Here is a 13,939-nt window from a genome sequence, read left to right as displayed (position 1 = left end):
TTCTTTCATGGTCTCGTGAAGCCGACGGGCACGCTGATTGCCAAACCGCTGCATGCAGTACGCGGAGGCACGCCAACGATGCTCGTCTTCAATCTCCTGATCTGGCTTGCGGTCGGCGCCTTGATGGGCTGGCTGGTCAGCCGGCTCGCCCGCGTACGCCGGCGCTCGACGATGCTGCTGAACTTCGGCGTCGGCGTGCTCGGTGCCGTGCTGGCGGGGCTGTGGATCGCCCCACTGGTGGCCTTGCCCGAGGACGCGTTGCGCGCATTGCCGAGCCTCGACGCGATGGCGGTGACATCGCTCGGCGCGGCGGCGGTGCTCATCGTGGTGAACGCCATACCGGTCCTGTTCAGGCGTCGCCACCTGCGCTGATCGTTCGCTCGATGTCCGCGCATCCATCGCCGTCGTCACCCGTGTGCCGCCAGCAGGTCGCGCAGGCGCTGCGGATCGACCGGCTTGGCGAGATGGGCATCGAAGCCATGTCGCAGCGCCTGCGCCACGTCGGCATCGCTGCCGTAGCCCGAGAGGGCCAGCAGCCGCCCGGCATAGCCCGAGCGCCGGCTCTCGCGGGCCAGCTCGAAGCCGGAGAGGCCCGGCAGCCCGATGTCCACCACCGCCACGTCCGGCTTCTCGCCGAGCAGCAGGGACAGGCCCTGGCGCCCGTCCGCCGCGGTGCTGACGCTGTGGCCGTCCAGCTCCAGCATCGTGCACAGGGTCGTGCGGGCATCCTCGTTGTCTTCGATCACCAGCACCCGGCAGGGCGGCACACCGTGCGCCGATGCGTGGTACTGAACGTTCTGCTCGTCGGGCGTGCCCGCCGCTGGCTGGTCCAGCGCCGCCGGCAGCCGCACGGTGAAGATGCTGCCCTGCGGCGAGCTCTCGACGGTCACCGTGCCGGCATGCATCTCCACCAGCCGGCGCACCAGGGTCAGCCCGACGCCGAGGCCGCCCGCGCTGCGGTCCAGCAGGCGCTCGCCCTGCACGAACAGGTCGAAGATGTGCGGCAGCAGCAGTGGCGAAATGCCGTCGCCATGGTCGATCACACGCAGCACCGCCTGGTGCTGGCCCTCGACGTTCAGTTGCAGCTCGATGCGCCGGCCCGCGGGCGTGTACTTCAGCGCATTGCCGAGCAGGTTGTTGATGACCTGCTCGATGCGTGTCGCGTCGGCCTCGATCCAGGCCGGCGCGAGCCGCTGCACGAGCTCGTGGCGATCGGCGCTGCCGGTCAGCCGGAAATTCTCGACCGCACGGTTCACCAGCGCGGCCATGTCGAAGCGCTGCCGCGACATCGTCACCTTGCCGGAGATCACGCGGCCGATGTCCAGCAGGTCGTCGACGAGCCGGGCCAACTGACGGGTCTGCCGCGCGATGATCGCGCGGGCGCTCTCGCCCAGCGCGGCGGCCTTGGCCGGTGGCGCGCTGCCCAGCTGGGCCAGCACCTCGGAAGCGGAGGCGATGGCGCCGAGCGGGTTGCGCAACTCGTGCCCCAGCATCGCGAGGAATTCGTCCTTGGCGCGGTTCGCGTCCTCGGCCTCGATGCGCGCGCGCCGCTCCATTTGCGCCAGCGCCAGGCGCTCCAGTTCCAGCGCCTTCTGCTCGTTGACGTTCAAGGTGGCGCCGATCAGGCGCAGCGGCCGGCCGCCCGGCCCGAAGCCCATCTGCACGCGGCTGGACAGCCAGCGGGTGGCGGGCGGCTCGCCGGCCGGGCCGTTGCTGTCAGTCAAGGTAACTCGGTATTCGAGCGTACCGCGCTCTCGCAGCCCGGCGGCCATGTCGCGCAGGCCTTGCTCCACGGCATCGCGATCGTCCTCATGCACGCGCTCCAGCAGTTCGGCCAGCTGCAGCGCGGGCGGCACGCTGCCGTCGAAGCCGAACAGGCGCGACAGGCCTGGCGTCCAGCCGGCGCCGCGCTCGTCGATGTGGAAGAAGCCGACCTCGCCAGCCTCCTGCGCCAGGTCGATCAGGCGCTGGGTCTCCTGCAGCTGCCGGTCGGTCTCCTGCATTCGTTGCTCGGCCTGCTTGCGTTCGGTGATGTCCACGGCGCTGGCCAGCGCGGCGGGGCCGTCCACGTGACCTTCCAGCGGCACTGCCTGCACCAGCAGGTGGCGCACGCCGCCGTCCGGCAGGCGCAGCGCCAGTTCCGCCGGCTGCGCGCCGGCCTGCCAGAGCTTGCCCGCGGCAGCGTCCGCGGGCGTGCCGATCAGCCGGTCCATGGCCGCGTTGTGCATCGTTTCGCCACCGCGCAGAAAGGCCAGGCCGATCGGCGTGCTGGCAAACAGCATCTCGAACTCGGCCGCCTTGCGCTGCAGCTCGGCCTGGGCGCGGGCCAGGGCCTCGCGCAGGCCGGCGATCTCGGTCACCTTGTCGGGCTGCGCCATCGCGCCGCCCGGGCCCTGGGTGGCCAGTTCGCGCAGCGGATCGGTGACGCGGCGTGCCGCCAGCGTCGCCAGCGCGAGGCCCAGCAGCAGGCAGGCGGTGATCGTGGCCAGCGCGGCCAGCAGCATGCGGCGCTCGACCTCGTCGATCTGCGCCCGCGGCAAGGTGACGCCGACCTGCCAGCCCTTGCCGGGCACGGTGCCGGCGGCGGTGTAGCTGTCCTCATCCACCTGCGAGCCGGCGCGGGCCAGCAGCTGCCCACCGGCATCGCTCACGGTGATCGCGCCCCCGGCCGGTGCATTGCGCGCCAGCAGGGCCTGCAGGCCGGCCGCGTCATTGCGCTCGTTCGCCAAGGTGGCGCTGAGCAGGTCCGCGGTGTGCTGCAACTCGCCCCGCATGCGCTGATGCTGGCTCTGCAGCGTGTTGAACACGTGATAGGCCACCAGCAGCGCCAGCGGTACGGTCGCCACCAGCATCACGGCGGACAGGTAGGTCTGCAGCGACACCAGCGAAGGGACTCGTAACAGCGAGGCAAGGGGCGGCTTCATGCTGCTTGAGAGGCTAGCAGTCCGAGGGTTCTCCCCGTGTAGGACTGCGCCTCATCGCTTGCCCCTCGCCGGGGCGCAGAGGCCCGAAACGCCAGCGTTTGCTCATCCCACAGGCCTCCGGCGGGCACTGCGCCTTTTTTGGTAAGCATTCATTAATGGCGTTGCGGAAATGCCATGTAACGCGATGGACAAGGCGATGCAGGCCAGACAGGCCGAGACCAGCGACTGAGCCGCGGCACCCTTGATGCCGTGGTCCAGCGCCAGCGCCAGATAGAACATTGAGCCGACGCCGCGAATGCCGAACCAGGCGATCAGCCCGTGCTGGATCCGCGGCAACTGGGCCCGGGGCAGGCTCAGCAGCACGCTCAGCGGCCGCACCGCGACGATCATCAGCAGCGCGAACAGCAGCACCGCCGCGCTCCAGCTCACATGCACCAGAGCGGCGCCGATCAGCAGCACCATCAGCACCTCCACCAGCCGCTCGCAACGCGCACCGAAGGCCTGCAACTGCTGGCCGTATTCCTGCGCCTCGCCCTCGGGCCGGGTGGCGGGATGCTGGCGCATCAAGGTGGCGCCGGCCAGGAACACCGCCATGAAGGGCGAGGCCTCGGCCAGCATCGCCAGGGCGTAGGTCAGGCCGATCGCGCCGATGTAGAGCAGCTCGTCCCAGTCGCGCACCGAGCCGGCCGCGAGCTTGCGCTGCATCGCCCAGCCCAGGCCCCGGCCGCAGGCGATGCCCAGCAACGCGCCGGCGCTGACCGACCACAGCAGGTCGACGAGCAGCCAGCGCGCGCCGGCGAAGGGCTCGTCGCCCAGTTCGTGCAGGCCCAGCAGGCCCAGCGCCAGCATCACGACCGGATAGGCGGTGGCGTCGTTCAGCGCACCCTCGGCGCTGAGCGAGACGCGTACGCCGTCGCGGTCATGCTCGCCGTGCACCTGCACGTCCGAAGCCAGCACCGGGTCGGTCGGCGCCAGCATCGCCGCCAGCAGGAAGGCCAGCGGCCAGGAGAGCGGCAGCAGCAGCCAGGCGACGAGCGTCGCCAATGCCGCCGACCACAGCACACCGGCGCTGGCCAGCAGCACCGGCACGCGCCAGGCGGCCCAGCTCGCGGCGATGCGGATCTTCATGCCGATCGCGAACAACGACAGCAGCACCGCGCTCTCGCTGAGCATGCTCAGAAGGCTCACCTGGCCCTGCTGATGCAGGTTCATCAGGTCCGGCAGCGGCGGCGTGGCGAGCGAGCCGGCGATCCAGCCGCACAGCAGGTACACCAGCGCCGGCGACAAAGGCAGCCGCTTCACCAGCGGCTCGGCCAGCGCCATGGTCACGAGCACGCCGCCGATCAGCAGCACGCCGGCGGTCAGCGCAGGGCCGTCGGCGAGTTCGGACAGGGTCACAGCAGGAACTCGAAACGACGCGCGGTCCATTCCTTCATGCGGTCGAGCCCCCCGCGTCCGAGCCAGCGCTGCAGCAGCACCTCGCGGCACTGGGCCACGTCCTGGCGGAACATCGCTTCCATCTGTTGTGCGAAGTCGCGGTCGAGCACGACGACGTTGGCCTCGGCGTTGTGCACGAGGCTGCGCCAGTCGAGGTTGCTGGAACCGACCGTGGCCCACACACCGTCGATCACGGCCGTCTTGGCGTGCAGCAGCCGGTCATGGCGCTCATGGATGCGCACGCCGGCGCGCAGCAGGGTGCCGAAGTGCCAGCGTCCGGCATGGATCGGTGCCCAGAAGTCGCTGCGGCCGGGCAGCACGAGCTGCACGTCCACGCCGCGGCGCGCCGACTCTGTCAGCGCGCGCATCAGGCGGCGCGGCGGCACAAAATAGGCGGTGGTGATGTAGACCTTGCTGCGTGCCGCGTTCACGGCGGCCAGCAGCGCCCGGTAGAAATCGTTGTGGCCGGGCCCGCACTCGGCCGCCGCGAGGCCCGCGCGCTGCGCGCCGGCGGCGTGTGGAATCGGGAAGTAGTGCGCTTCGCCGGCCGGCGCGCGGCCGGTGTGCTGCTTCCACTGGTCGATGAAGAGCTGCTGCAGCTCGTTGACGATCGGGCCGCGCACGCGCACATGCGTGTCACGCCAGTCGGCCTGGGCGAAGGCATCGGCGTCGGCGCCGACGTCGACATGAGCGCTCTTGTGCTTCGTCAGCGGCGAGGAGCCCGAGTAGACGCCGCTGATGTTGAGCCCGCCGATGAAGCCGGTGCGGCCGTCGACGATCATCAGCTTGCGATGGTTGCGCCGCTGCAGGGCCTGGCTCAGCCAGGTCCGCAGCTGGCCGACCGGGTGGTGCTCCAGCAGGCTGATGCCGTCGCGGCGCAGCGCCTCGAAGACGCGGCGCGAGGTGCCCCAGCAGCCAGCGCTGTCGAAGGCGAGGTTCACCCGCACGCCGCGGCGGCGCTGCGCGACCAGCCGGGTCAGCAGTTCCTCGCCGGGGCCCTGGTCCTCGACGATGTAGCTGGCGACGTTGATGTGATCGCGCGCGCCGTCCACCGCCTCGAACATCGAGGCGAAGGTTTCGGGGCCGTCGCGCAGCAGGTCGATCCGGTTGCCGCCGAGCACGGGCCGGCTGAGGCTGCGCGTCAAGGCCTGGTGCTGCAGCCATTCGAGCGATGGGGCGGTTTTGGATGTGCTCATGCCGCTCGTCGTGCAAGTCGCGCGCCACGGCCGGCGGGCGGTGCGGCCTTGTCCGACAAGCCGCTCTGTAACACGGTGCCGAGCCGGGTATGCCGATTGCTCCCGCCAGGCGGTCCGCGCAGCAGTTCTTGCGGCAAGCCTGACGCGCCGCGGCACTTTTTCGTGTCCATAACGCCCAATTTCGACGGACCCGGCCAGGCCGGTCGAGCAGCCTTGGTGGCCAGTTTCCGGGCCTTCCTACGGGACACACTTCTTCCCGTCCTACACGACGCGCCAAACCGGCACGCGGCTTGCGGCAAGGGCCGGCATGAATGCATCCAGCCCCACGGGCCACCGACTGGCCCTTCATGCCGACGCCTCGCAGCGTCAAACCCTGTCGCCCCGCCTGCAGCACGCCGTCCGGCTGCTGCAGCTGTCGTCCATGGAATTCACGCAGGAACTGCAGACCTTGCAGGGCCGCAACCCCTTCCTCGATTTCGAGGATGAGGACGGGCCGAGCGCGGGCAGCGCCGAATCGATGTCGGCCGACGACGGCGGCTCCGGCGGCCTGGACGACGACCGCGAGCCCTGGCTCGGCGAGCCGGCGCGTGCGACGCGCCAGCACGAGTCCGGCGACGCCAGCGCCCTGGATTTCGTGCCCAACGTCCGCAGCCTGGCCGAGCACCTGCACTTCCAGCTCTCGCTGCTGCGCCTGTCGCAGCGCGACCTGGCGCTGGCCCATGCGATCGTCGATTCGCTCGACGACGACGGCTACCTGCGCATGGAGCTGGCGGAGCTGCTGTCGATCTTCGCGCCGGGCGAGGGCATCGACGGCGTGACCGAGGACGAGCTGCTGATCGCGCTGCGCCGTGTGCAGTCGCTGGAGCCGCTGGGCGTCGGCGCGCGCGACCTGAAGGAGTGCCTGGGCCTGCAGCTGGTGAACATCGCCTGCCCGCACGAGCGCGCGCTGGCCGCCGCCGTGATCGAGACCGAGCTGGAGCCGCTGGCCAAGCACCAGTGGGCCAGCATGGCGCGGCGCCTGGCCTGCAGCTCCGAGGCGCTGGATGCCGCGGTGCGCCGGATCCGCCAGATGGACCCGCGGCCGGGCTGGCGCCATGGTGCTGCGCAGACGCGCTACATCACGCCGGACGTGATCGTGCGCAAGAAGCGCGGTCGCTGGGTGGCCACGCTGAACGGCAACGTCGTGCCCAAGGTCAGCCTCAACAAGGGCTATGCGGACATGCTGCAGCAGCAGGGCGGCGCGGCCGGCACCGAGCTGTCCAGCCATCTGCAGGAAGCGCGCTGGACGATGCGCAACATCGAGCAGCGCTTCTCGACGATCGAGAGCGTGGCCCAGGCCATCGTCGACCGCCAGGCCCACTTCCTCGACTACGGTCCGATGGCGATGAAGCCGATGGGCCTGCGCGAGATCGCCGAGGCCCTGGGCATGCACGAATCCACCGTGTCGCGGGTGACGAGCAACAAGTACATGGCCACGCCGGCGGGCGTGTTCGAGCTGAAGCACTTCTTCTCGCGCGCCCACGTCAACAGCAACGGCAGCGCCTGCTCGCCGACGGCGATCCGCGGCCTGGTGCAGCGCATGCTGGAGTCGGAGCAGGCCGGCGTTGCGCAGTCCGATGCGGAGATCGCCCGCCGCCTGCGCGCGCAGGGCCTGGACGTGGCGCGTCGCACGGTCACCAAATACCGCCAGATGCTGCGCATCGAGCCCTGCGACCAGCGGCGCAAGGCGGCTGCGGCGAGCCTGGCCAGTTAGAAGAGGTCCACGCTGCCGGCGTTCACGGCCTTGATCGTGCCGGCGGCCACGAGTTTTTCGTACTCGCAGAAGCGGTTGCGGCCCAGGTTCTTGGACTCGTACAGCGCACGGTCCGCCCGGTTGATCACCTCCTGCGGCAGCACCGAGGGATCGGCCCGGCTGAAGCCGCCGCTGATCGTGATGCGGCCCACGCGCGGGAACTTGAAGGCCTCGATCTTGCGGCGCGCCCGCTCGAAGGTCTGCATGGCGGCCTCGGCATCGCTGGCCGCAATGATCGCGATGAACTCCTCGCCGCCGTAGCGGTAGAGCAGGTCGGAGCTGCGGAAGGCCGACTCCAGCAGGCGCCCGATGATGATCAGCACCTCGTCGCCGATCATGTGGCCGTGCGTGTCGTTGATGGTCTTGAAGTAATCGACGTCCATCACGCCCAGCCAGTAGACCTGCGGTGCCGCCTGCTCGCGGCGCAGCTCGTTGTCGCCGCGAGGGACCTGGCGGCGCGCGTGCAGCAGGTTCCAGAGCCGGTCGAGGTTCAGTTCCAGCGAATAGCGGTTGAACAGGCCCGTGAGCCGGTCGCGCTGGCTGGTGTCGAGCAGGCCGTAGAAGTTGTTGAAGACCTCCAGCACGCCCTGCACGGTGGCGACCTCGGGGCCGCTCAGTTCCCGCTCGCGACGCAGCAGGAAGAAGCCGCAGATGGCGCGGCCGCCGTAGATCGGGTGGCAGATTAGGTGCTGGTTGTCGTCCAGCTTCTCGGTGCAGGCCTTGTTGAGGATGCGCACGCTGTCGAAGATGGCCTCGACCTCGGGCGGGATGTCCATCGGGTGAGCCATCTCCTCCTCGAGCTGCTCCTCGACCCGCTGGCCGCCCTCGGGCGCCGATTCGACATGGCGCGAATGGCGCAGGGTCCTGACCAGGTTGCCGGCGCTGTCCAGGCGGTACAGCCAAGTCTCGGCCACGCCGAGCATCGGTCCCAGGGTTCTCAGCAGGCTTTGTTCGACGAGATAGGTGTCACGGATGGCCGTCATCTCGCCCAATTGCTTCAGAACGCTGGGCAAGCCATTGGAATTACGTGTGTAAGGCATTTATCTCTTTGTCATCAGCTGCTGCTACTCGCATCTGCATGATGCTCGCCCCGCGGGGCCGGACTATAAGCCTCGAAATACTGGAAAACCCTCGGTACTCGTTACGTAATGTCACGGCCCGGCGGGTGCGGCTTGCGCAACTCTTCGTCCGCGCTGCCGGGATCTTCCTCGCCGGCCACCGACTCATCGGGGTCGTGCGTGCGGGTGCTGTCTTCGCGCGGCAGCGTCGGGTGGGGTGGCGGCTGGCGCGGGGGCGGCTGTTTCGGGTTCATGGCAGCTCCTGAAGTGGGCGCTGTCCGGCGGCAATCGAAGTGCCGATCCGACGGAGAAGGGCACGGGGATTGCCGGATGGAGCGCATCCGCATCCTCACAGGAGCAAGACCATGATGATCAACACGCTCAACACCTATCCGTCCGACGTCAGCCTCAGCACGCTGGACGACCCGGCCCGCATCGCCAGCTATCCCGAGACGACGATGGGCAACAAGGGTCCCGGCCCGCGCCTGCTGACGGCCAGCACCTTGAAGGGCGACCGGGTCATCAACCACCTCGACGAGACCCTGGGCCATATCGACGAGATCATGCTGGACATGTTGCAGGGCCGCATCGCCTATGCCGTGATGAGCAGCGGCGGCTTCCTGGGCCTGGGCGAGCGCTTGTTCGCGATCCCGTGGAACGCGCTGGTGCTGGACCCGGACCGCGAATGCTTCGTGCTGAAGGCCAGCAAGGACCGCTTCGAGAACGCGCCAGGCTTCGACAAGTCGCATTGGCCGAGCCTGGCGGACCGCAGCTGGCACGAGGACGTGCACCACTACTACGGCGTTGATCCGTATTGGGAAAAGTGACGGGAGAGTGTTGGAGTTCGCGTTGCTCACTCCAACCTACGGCTAGGAAGAGGATCGTAGGTTGGAGTAAGCGCAGCGAACTCCAACACCGCAGGCTCAACCTGCCTGGTGCGTCTTCACCCAGGAGATGAACTTGTCCATCCAGCCTTGCAGGAACTTGCGGCTGGCTTCGCCGATCTCGCCGTTGGCGTCGATCAGGCCGTCCTTCCACTGGATGAAGGCCTCGGGCTGGCCCAGGGTGGGCATGTCCAGGTAGGCGAGGATCGGCCGCAGGTGGGCCTGCGACAGCGCCGCGCCCATCGCGCCGGGCGACACGCCCAGGATGCCGGCCGGCTTGCCGGACCATGCGCTCTGGCCGTAGGGGCGCGAGCAGTTGTCCAGCGCGTTCTTCAGCACGCCGGGCACCGACCGGTTGTACTCGGGCGTCACGAACATCACGCCGTTCGAGGCGGCGATGTCGGCCTTCATCTGCTGCACGGCAGGCGCCTGGTTGGCGTCGTCGTCCTGGTTGTAGAGGGGCAGGGCGCCGATATCCAGGTGCTTGAAGGTGACGCCGGCCGGTGCCAGCTTCTGCAGTGCGTTCGCCAGCTTGCGATTCATCGAATCGCGGCGCAGGCTGCCGACGACGACGGCGATCTGGAGATTGCTGTTGCTCATGCGGAAGTTCCTTGGGTTGGTGCGGAAGGTAAAGGTAATGGTGAAGCTTGGGGCCGGGCCAGTATGCCGCGCCGCCGGCGCGTCTGCGAGGCCACCAGGCGATGGATGAAGTCCAGCTTGGCGACGACCGGCGTCGGCAGCACAAAGGGGTAGCTGTCGCGGGTGCCGAGGCAGCGATCCATCGCGTTGACGAACTGCGACAGCGGCAGCCACTGCTCGATCAACTGCGGTGCCAGCGGCGCCTTCAGGTCCAGCGGCCGCGGCGCCACCGGGGAGCAGGGTGCTGGCAGCGCGTCGGCCATGGACAGGCCCCAGCCGGCGGCGGTCTCCAGCGCGTCCTGCATGTGCAGGTAGTGGGCGAAGCACTCGGCCCAGTCCTCCCAGGGGTGGGAACTGGCGTAGGCGCTGACATGGCGCTGTGACCAGTCGGCGGCCGGCGCGGCGTAGTGGCGCTGCAGCGCCTGGGCGTAGTCCGCGCGCTCGTTGCCGAACAGCTGCCGGAACTCGCCGAGCCAGCGCCGGCTGCCGCGCACCAGCCGGTCCCAGTAGTAGTGGCCCACCTCGTGCCGGAAGTGGCCCAGCAGCGTGCGGTAGGGCTCGCCGAGGCTCGTGCGCGCCTGTTCGCGCTGCGCGTCGTCGGCCTCGGCGATGTTCAGCGTGATCGTGCCCTGTGCGTGGCCGGTGAGCACCGACTCGGTCGGCGTCAGTGCCTCCAGGAATTCGAAGGACAGGCCGGCCTCGGCATCGTCCTGCTTGTTGGGCACGGGCAGGCGCAGGCTCAGCAGGCCGTGGAACAGCCGGCGCTTGGCCTGCTCGATGCGGGCCCAGGCCAGGCGGTTCTCGGGTTTGTCCAGCGCCGGGATCACGGCGGTCGTGCGGCAGCTCAGGCACAGCTCCTCGCCGGAATCGGCGGGCAGCATCCAGTTGCAGACGGGCAGGACCGGGTCGTCGTAGTTGCAGCAGGGCTTCTGCGCCGGGCCCGCGGGGCCGAGGCGCTGCCAGCCTTCGTCGAAGGCGATCAGGGTCATCTCGGCCGGCACGAAGCCGAGCCGCGCGCCACAGCGCTCGCAGGCGGTGTTGTCGAAGAAGACGCGGGCGCCGCAGCGGCCGCAATGCATCATCCGCATCGGGTGACCTTCCAGACGTGAGAAAGCCCCATCCTGGCACGGATGGGGCTCTCGGGTTCAGGGGGCAGGCTTAGCGGCGCTGAATGTCCTTGGCGGCTTCGCGCGCATCACCGTAGCTCTTCTGGACCTTGCCTTCGACCTGCTTCTCCAGGCCCTTGGCCTGCTGGCTGGTGCTGCCCACGACCTCGCCGGCCTTCTGCTGCAGCTTGCCCGCGGCGTCCTTGGCGGCGCCCTTGATCTGGTCCTTGTTCATGATCGAACTCCTTCGAAATTGGAAGACGTATCCAGCGTAAGCCGCATCGATCGTCTTGACTGCGGGACGCAGCCGGGCATGAACGTGGGCATCGTCCTACCCGTCGCCTTACCGTTCGCGTCCTACGCCGCTTCGCGCGCCGGGCCCACACGCTTGCGTGGCCGCGCTGCCCAGAATCAGTGCATGTCGACGATCCCCGCCGAGTCCGCATCCGAGGTACAGCAACGCTGGTGGCGCAAGCTCGGTCCGGGCCTGATCACCGGCGCGGCGGATGACGACCCGAGCGGCATCGCCACCTATTCGCAGGCCGGTGCGCAGTTCGGCTACGGCACCTGCTGGACCCTGCTGCTGACATTCCCGCTGATGGTGGGCATCCAGCTCGCGAGCGCGCGCATCGGCAGAGTCACCGGCAAGGGCCTGGCGAGCAACTTCGCGCTGATCTGCCCCGGCTGGCTGGTGCGCGGGCTCGTCGGCCTGCTCCTGCTGGCCAACGTGATCAATCTCGGCGCCGACCTGAACGCGATGGGCGACGCCGCCACCTTGCTGCTGCGCGGCGCGTCCAGCCATGCGGGCACGGTGCTGTTCGTGGTGGCTTTCGGTGCGCTGTCGCTGCTGCTGCAGGTGTGGCTGCCGTACCGGCGCTACGTGAACGTGCTGAAGTGGCTGACCTTGCCGCTGCTGGCTTACGTGGGTCTCGCCTTCGCCGTGCACGTGGATTGGGGCCAGGCCTTGCGCGGCGCCGTAACGCCCCACATCGACGGCAAGGACGGGCTCACCACCGTCGTCGCCATCCTCGGCACGACGATCAGCCCCTACCTGTTCTTCTGGCAGGCCTCGCAGGAGGTGGAGGAGATCGCCCGCGTGCCGGCCGACAGGGCGCTGTGCGACGCGCCGGCGCAGGTGCGCGAGCAGACCCGGCGGATGAAGCTGGACACCTGGGTAGGCATGGCCTTCTCGAACGGCACCGCCTTCTTCATGATCGTGGCAAGCGCGGCGACCCTGCATGCGCAGGGCATCACCTACATCGACAGCAGCGTGCAGGCCGCCAGCGCGCTGAAGCCGATCGCGGGCGAGGCCGCCTTCGCGCTGTTCGCGCTGGGCATCATCGGCACGGGCATGCTGGCCCTGCCGGTGCTGGCCGGCTCGGCCGCCTACGCGATGGCCGATCTGTTCGGCTGGCGCGCCGGGCTGGACCGCCCGCTGAAGCGCGCACGGGCGTTCTACGGCGTGATCGCCGCGGCGATGGTCGTGGGCGCTCTGATCGGCAGCGCCGGCTGGAACCCGATCAGCGCGCTGTTCTGGTCGGCCGTGATCAACGCCGTGATCTCGGTGCCGGTCATGGCCGCGGTGATGCTCGCCGCTGGCGATGCGCGCGTGATGGGCAAGCTGACCTTGTCGCCCCGCTGGCGCCGGCTTGGCTGGGGCGCGACGGCCGTGATGGCCGCCGCCACGCTCGCGATGCTGGCGCTTTCGATGACGGCTATTTGAGCGAACTGCGGCGCGGCTCACCGTGATGGTGCGCGCGCTGCGGCAGCGAGTCGTCCGGATCGTGATGCCGCAGCCAGGCTGCCTTGCCGGCATTGCGGCGGCGGCGCTGCTCGTTCTGCTCGTCGCGCAATTCACTGATGAACAGCGAATCGTCGTCGTCCATGTCCTCGGCCGCGATGCCGCGGAACAGCGTGTGGTTCACGCCTTGGTGGAGCCTCTGACCCATCATCGATCCTCAAGGGAGAAAGTGACGGTGCCAAGGCGGGCAAACGGTGTGCCGTGCGACCAGCGCAAGATTGACCGATGGCAATCCGATGCCGACGCTCATTCGCTCGCTCGTCCTACAGGGCCGGCAAAGCACCGGCACCACACTGGATGTAACACGAACTCAGGAGAAGCCATCATGCTGAACAGTGTCAGCCGCATCCGCGGCACTGCGATCAACGCTCTCGACGGCGACATCGGCAAGGTCAGTGAGGCCTACTTCGACGACCAGAAATGGGTGATCCGCTACCTGGTGGTCGACACCGGTTCCTGGCTGGCCGAGCGCAAGGTGCTGATCTCGCCGTATTCGGTGCGGCATCCGGTGGAGACGGGCGAGGCGCTGCACGTGAGCCTCACCCGCGAGCAGGTCAAGAACAGCCCCGACATCGACACCCACCAGCCGATCTCGCGCCGCCTGGAGCGCGAATACCTCGGCTACTACGCCTACCCCGACTACTGGGACGGTGCGGACCTGTGGGCGATGGGCGGCTATCCCTTCCTGCCGCTGATGCCGGTCGTGCCGGTGGCGGGGCAACTGGCGCCGCCGGTGGAGATACCGCCGGAGGACGTTCACCTGCGCAGCTCCGCCCACGTTGACGGCTACGACATCCAGGCCACCGACGGCAGCATCGGCCATGTGAAGGACTTCGTCTTCGACGACGAATCCTGGCTGATCCGCTACCTGGTGGTGGACACGCGCAACTGGTGGCCGGGCGGCAAGAAGGTGTTGATCGCACCGGGCTGGATCCGCGAGATCAGCTGGACCGAGGGCAGCGTGTCGGTGAACCTGACCCGCGAGCAGGTCAAGGCCAGCCCGGAGTTCGACGAGAGCATGGTGGTCGACCGCGACTACGAGCGGCGTCTGTATGCCTCGTACGGCCAACCCGGCTATTGGGACGAGCACGAGCCCTGAGCG

Annotated in this window: 14 protein-coding genes; 5 read left to right on the top strand and 9 right to left on the bottom strand. The window is 68.9% G+C overall.

Translation table 11 applies throughout. From position 1 onward, the window contains the following. Positions 1 to 78: 78 nt before the first annotated feature. Positions 79 to 372, top strand: coding sequence for a GlsB/YeaQ/YmgE family stress response membrane protein (locus SNE35_RS12620; RefSeq protein WP_320423267.1), 294 nt, complete (start codon positions 79 to 81; stop codon positions 370 to 372). Positions 373 to 407: 35 nt separating this feature from the next. Here the strand turns inward: SNE35_RS12620 and SNE35_RS12615 are convergent, their stop codons facing one another. The 3 genes from SNE35_RS12615 to SNE35_RS12605 form a co-directional block, all read right to left on the bottom strand. After that, the gene (locus SNE35_RS12615; protein ID WP_320423266.1) at positions 408 to 2,924 is read right to left on the bottom strand and encodes a hybrid sensor histidine kinase/response regulator; all 2,517 of its coding nucleotides are present in this window, start codon (positions 2,922 to 2,924) and stop codon (positions 408 to 410) included. A 102-nt stretch (positions 2,925 to 3,026) separates the two neighbouring features. Next, positions 3,027 to 4,322 (bottom strand): cation:proton antiporter domain-containing protein, encoded by a 1,296-nt coding sequence (locus SNE35_RS12610; protein ID WP_320423265.1) that lies wholly within the window; start codon positions 4,320 to 4,322, stop codon positions 3,027 to 3,029. Next, positions 4,319 to 5,557 (bottom strand): phospholipase D-like domain-containing protein, encoded by a 1,239-nt coding sequence (locus SNE35_RS12605; protein ID WP_320423264.1) that lies wholly within the window; start codon positions 5,555 to 5,557, stop codon positions 4,319 to 4,321. Before SNE35_RS12605 ends, SNE35_RS12610 begins: the two co-directional genes overlap by 4 nt. Positions 5,558 to 5,864: 307 nt before the next feature. Between SNE35_RS12605 and rpoN the strand changes: the two genes are divergently transcribed. Next, the gene (gene rpoN, locus SNE35_RS12600; protein WP_320423263.1) at positions 5,865 to 7,310 is read left to right on the top strand and encodes an RNA polymerase factor sigma-54; all 1,446 of its coding nucleotides are present in this window, start codon (positions 5,865 to 5,867) and stop codon (positions 7,308 to 7,310) included. Here the strand turns inward: rpoN and SNE35_RS12595 are convergent. Both SNE35_RS12595 and SNE35_RS12590 read right to left on the bottom strand, forming a co-directional pair. Continuing rightward, positions 7,307 to 8,332, bottom strand: a complete 1,026-nt coding sequence (locus SNE35_RS12595) for a GGDEF domain-containing protein (RefSeq protein WP_320423262.1) — start codon at positions 8,330 to 8,332, stop codon at positions 7,307 to 7,309. The two genes, rpoN and SNE35_RS12595, sit on opposite strands and share 4 nt — an antisense overlap. Before the next feature lie 158 nt (positions 8,333 to 8,490). After that, on the bottom strand, positions 8,491 to 8,661 hold the full coding sequence (locus tag SNE35_RS12590; RefSeq protein WP_320423261.1) for a hypothetical protein: 171 nt from the start codon (positions 8,659 to 8,661) through the stop codon (positions 8,491 to 8,493). A gap of 111 nt (positions 8,662 to 8,772) precedes the next feature. On the opposite strand from SNE35_RS12590, the gene SNE35_RS12585 reads away from it, so the two are divergent. Continuing rightward, complete coding sequence (locus tag SNE35_RS12585; RefSeq protein ID WP_320423260.1) at positions 8,773 to 9,234, top strand: PRC-barrel domain-containing protein; 462 nt, start codon at positions 8,773 to 8,775, stop codon at positions 9,232 to 9,234. A gap of 96 nt (positions 9,235 to 9,330) precedes the next feature. Here the strand turns inward: SNE35_RS12585 and SNE35_RS12580 are convergent, their stop codons facing one another. The 3 genes from SNE35_RS12580 to SNE35_RS12570 all read right to left on the bottom strand — a co-directional run bounded on the left by SNE35_RS12580 (position 9,331) and on the right by SNE35_RS12570 (position 11,271). Continuing rightward, positions 9,331 to 9,891 carry an NADPH-dependent FMN reductase gene (locus SNE35_RS12580; protein ID WP_320423259.1) on the bottom strand — a complete coding sequence of 187 codons (561 nt, stop codon included), beginning with the start codon at positions 9,889 to 9,891 and terminating at the stop codon, positions 9,331 to 9,333. After that, the gene (locus tag SNE35_RS12575; protein WP_320423258.1) at positions 9,888 to 11,018 is read right to left on the bottom strand and encodes a zinc-binding metallopeptidase family protein; all 1,131 of its coding nucleotides are present in this window, start codon (positions 11,016 to 11,018) and stop codon (positions 9,888 to 9,890) included. Before SNE35_RS12575 ends, SNE35_RS12580 begins: the two co-directional genes overlap by 4 nt. A 70-nt stretch (positions 11,019 to 11,088) precedes the next feature. Next, complete coding sequence (locus SNE35_RS12570) at positions 11,089 to 11,271, bottom strand: CsbD family protein (RefSeq protein ID WP_320423257.1); 183 nt, start codon at positions 11,269 to 11,271, stop codon at positions 11,089 to 11,091. Between the two features lie 183 nt (positions 11,272 to 11,454). Between SNE35_RS12570 and SNE35_RS12565 the strand changes: the two genes are divergently transcribed. After that, positions 11,455 to 12,759 carry an NRAMP family divalent metal transporter gene (locus tag SNE35_RS12565; RefSeq protein WP_320423256.1) on the top strand — a complete coding sequence of 435 codons (1,305 nt, stop codon included), beginning with the start codon at positions 11,455 to 11,457 and terminating at the stop codon, positions 12,757 to 12,759. Here the strand turns inward: SNE35_RS12565 and SNE35_RS12560 are convergent. Then, positions 12,752 to 12,985 (bottom strand): hypothetical protein, encoded by a 234-nt coding sequence (locus tag SNE35_RS12560; protein ID WP_320423255.1) that lies wholly within the window; start codon positions 12,983 to 12,985, stop codon positions 12,752 to 12,754. The genes SNE35_RS12565 and SNE35_RS12560 overlap by 8 nt on opposite strands. A 177-nt stretch (positions 12,986 to 13,162) precedes the next feature. Between SNE35_RS12560 and SNE35_RS12555 the strand changes: the two genes are divergently transcribed. Continuing rightward, on the top strand, positions 13,163 to 13,936 hold the full coding sequence (locus SNE35_RS12555) for a PRC-barrel domain-containing protein (RefSeq protein ID WP_320423254.1): 774 nt from the start codon (positions 13,163 to 13,165) through the stop codon (positions 13,934 to 13,936). Positions 13,937 to 13,939 lie beyond the last annotated feature (3 nt).

It is taken from the genome of Roseateles agri, assembly GCF_034043675.1.
GTDB lineage: Bacteria > Pseudomonadota > Gammaproteobacteria > Burkholderiales > Burkholderiaceae_C > KK5.
This window is presented reverse-complemented; position numbering and strand designations above follow the sequence as displayed.